The following is a 3204-nucleotide window of genomic DNA, read 5'->3' on the forward strand; positions in this document are numbered from 1 at the left end:
AAGCCGGAGATCGCGTCGTCGCCCTCGGTTGCCTGCTCGTCCGCAATGACGATGTCTTCGACATTGGAGACGGTCAGGCCGTCTAGGTCACTGCGCGTATCGACGTAAAGGGTGTCGTTGCCGTCGCCGCCGTCCACGACGCCGTCGGATCCGCCATAGATCGCGTCGTCGCCCGCGCCGCCGGAGACCGTGTCGGTGCCTTCATCGGTGTAAAGTGTGTCGTTGCCTGCGCCGCCCTCGAGAAGGTCGTTGCCGGAGCCGCCATCGAGGAGGTCGGCATCGTCGCCACCTGAGAGGGTGTCACTGTCCGCACCGCCCGAAAGCGTATCCTCACCCGAACCGCCGGTCAGCGCGTCATTGCCCGCACCGCCAGTGATCTCGTCGTTCCCGGCCCCGCCATCGAGCACGTCGTCGCCGGCAAGGCCGTCGAGCGTGTCGTCGCCGCCGAGGCCGGAGAGGGTGTCGCTGTCGGCGAAGCCGGAGATCGCGTCGTCGCCCTCGGTTGCCTGTTCGTCCGCGATGACGATGTCTTCGACATTGGAGACGGTCAGCCCGTCGAGGTCGCTGCGCGTATCGACGTAAAGGGTGTCATTGCCTTCGCCGCCATCCACGACGCCGCTGTCGCCCGCGTAGATCGCATCGTCTCCGGCCCCGCCGGAGAGCGTGTCGGTCCCGTCCGTGCCGTAGAGAACGTCGTCGCCGTCGCCACCTTCGAGCAGATCGTTGCCCGCGCCGCCGTCCAGAATGTCGGCGTCACCGCCACCTGACAGGGTATCGCTGCCTTCGCCGCCGGAGAGGGTGTCGGCACCCGTGCCGCCGGTCAGCGCGTCTTTGCCCTCGCCGCCAGTGATCTCGTCGTTTCCGGCCCCACCATCGAGACTGTCGTCACCGGCGCCGCCGTCCAGCACATCGGCATCCGCACCGCCGTTGAGGGCATCGTTTCCGGCGCCGCCGCTGATCTGGTCGTTTCCGGCGCCACCATAAAGCGCATCGTCGTCGTCGCCGCCGTCGAGCGTGTCGTTGCCGGCGCCGCCATAGAGCTGGTCGTTGCCCGCACCGCCATCCAGCAGATCGTCGCCTTCGAGACCGGCAAGGAGGTCGTCGCCGCCGAGACCCGAAACCGTGTCGTTGCCGCCAAGAGCGGAGATCGTATCGTCATCCCCGAAGCCGGAGATCAGATCGTCGCCCTCGGTCGCCTGTTCGTCGGCGATGACGATGTCTTCGACGTTGGAGACGCTGAGGCCGTTGAGGTCGCTGCGCGTATCGACGTAAAGGGTGTCGTTGCCTTCGCCGCCATCCACCACGCCGCTGTCGCCGGCGTAGATCGCATCGTCGCCCGCGCCGCCGGAGAGCGTGTCGGTCCCGTCCGTGCCGTAGAGAACGTCGTCGCCTTCGCCGCCATCGAGCAGATCGTTGCCAGCGCCGCCGTCCAGGATGTCGGCATCGGCGCCGCCCGAAAGGGTATCGCTGTCCGCACCGCCACTGAGCGTGTCTTGGCCGGCCCCGCCGGTCAGCGCGTCGTCGCCTTCTCCGCCGGAGATCTGATCGTTCCCGGCGCCGCCGTCGAGGACGTCGTCGCCAGCAAGGCCGTCGAGCGTATCGTTGCCTCCAAGGCCCGAAAGCGTATCCGCATCTTCAAAACCGGAGATCGCGTCGTCGCCTTCGGTCGCCTGCTCGTCGGCGATGACAATGTCTTCGACATTGCTGACCGTCAGGCCGTCGAGGTCCGACCGGGTGTCGACATAGAGGGTATCGTTGCCTTCGCCGCCGTCGACCACGCCGCTGTTGCCGGCATAGAGCGCGTCGTCGCCGGCGCCGCCGGAAAGGGTATCCGCGCCGTCGGTGCCGTAGAGAACGTCGTCGCCGTCGCCACCGTCGAGGGCGTCATTTCCAGCGCCGCCGTCCAGGATGTCGGCGTCACCGCCACCCGAGAGAGTATCGCTGCCTGCACCACCGGAGAGGGTGTCTTCACCAGTTCCGCCGGTCAGCGCGTCGTCGCCTTCTCCGCCGGAGATCTGATCGTTACCCGCGCCGCCGTCGAGCACGTCATCGCCCGCGAGACCGTCCAGAGTGTCATTCCCGCCGAGACCAGTCAGCGTGTCCGCGTCTTCGAAGCCGCTGATGGCGTCGTCGCCCTCGGTTGCCTGTTCGTCCGCGATGACGATGTCTTCGACATTGGTGACGGTCAGCCCGTCGAGGTCGCTGCGCGTATCGACGTAAAGGGTGTCGTTGCCTTCGCCGCCATCCACGACGCCGCTGTCGCCGGCATAGAGCGCGTCGTCGCCGGCGCCGCCGGAGAGAGTGTCGGTACCATCCCCGGCATAGAGCGTGTCGGACCCGTCGCCGCCGTCGAGGACGTCGTTGCCTGCGCCCCCGGTAATCTGGTCGTTACCCACGCCGCCGTCGAGCGCGTCATCACCCGCGAGGCCATCCAGCGTGTCGTCACCGCCGAGGCCGGAGAGGGTGTCGCTACCCGCAAAGCCGGAGATCGCGTCGTTGCCTTCGGTCGCCTGCTCGTCCGCGATGACGATGTCTTCGACATTGGAAATCGTGAGGCCGTCGAGGTCGCTGCGCGTATCGACATAAAGCGTGTCGTTGCCGGCGCCGCCATCCACGACACCGCTGTCGCCAGCGTAGATTGCGTCATCGCCGGAGCTCGCGGAAACCGTGTCGCTGCCGTCCTCAGCATAGAGAACGTCGTCGCCGTCGCCGCCGTCCAGGACGTCGTTCCCCGCACCGCCCGAGAGGGTGTCGGCACCCGTGCCGCCTGTCAGCGCGTCATTGCCCTCGCCGCCCGTGATCTCGTCGTTGCCCGCACCGCCGTCGAGCACGTCGTCGCCTGCAAGGCCATCCAGAGTGTCGTCGCCGCCGAGGCCGGAGAGGGTATCCGCGTCTTCGAAGCCGCTGATCGCGTCGTTGCCTTCGGTCGCCTGTTCGTCAGCAATGACAATGTCTTCAACGTTGGAGATGCTGAGGCCGTCGAGGTCGCTGCGCGTGTCGACATAAAGCGTGTCGTTACCTTCACCGCCGTCGATGACGCCGCTGTCACCCGCGTAGAGCGCGTCGTCGCCCGCACCGCCGGAGAGCGTGTCGGTGCCCTCGACCCCGTAGAGAACGTCGTCTCCTTCGCCACCGTCGAGAATATCGTCGCCCGCACCGCCGTCGAGCACATCGCCGTCCGCACCGCCCGACAGGGTGTCGTTG

At 67.3% G+C, this 3204-nt stretch carries 1 protein-coding gene; it reads right to left on the bottom strand.

Translation table 11 applies throughout. The features are described from left to right. Window positions 1–3204, bottom strand: a 3204-nt coding sequence (locus tag JJ959_RS21195; protein ID WP_292888453.1) for a calcium-binding protein, incomplete at both ends; no start/stop codon positions are given.

The sequence above is a fragment of the Nisaea sp. genome (assembly GCF_017640745.1).
GTDB lineage: Bacteria > Pseudomonadota > Alphaproteobacteria > Thalassobaculales > Thalassobaculaceae > Nisaea.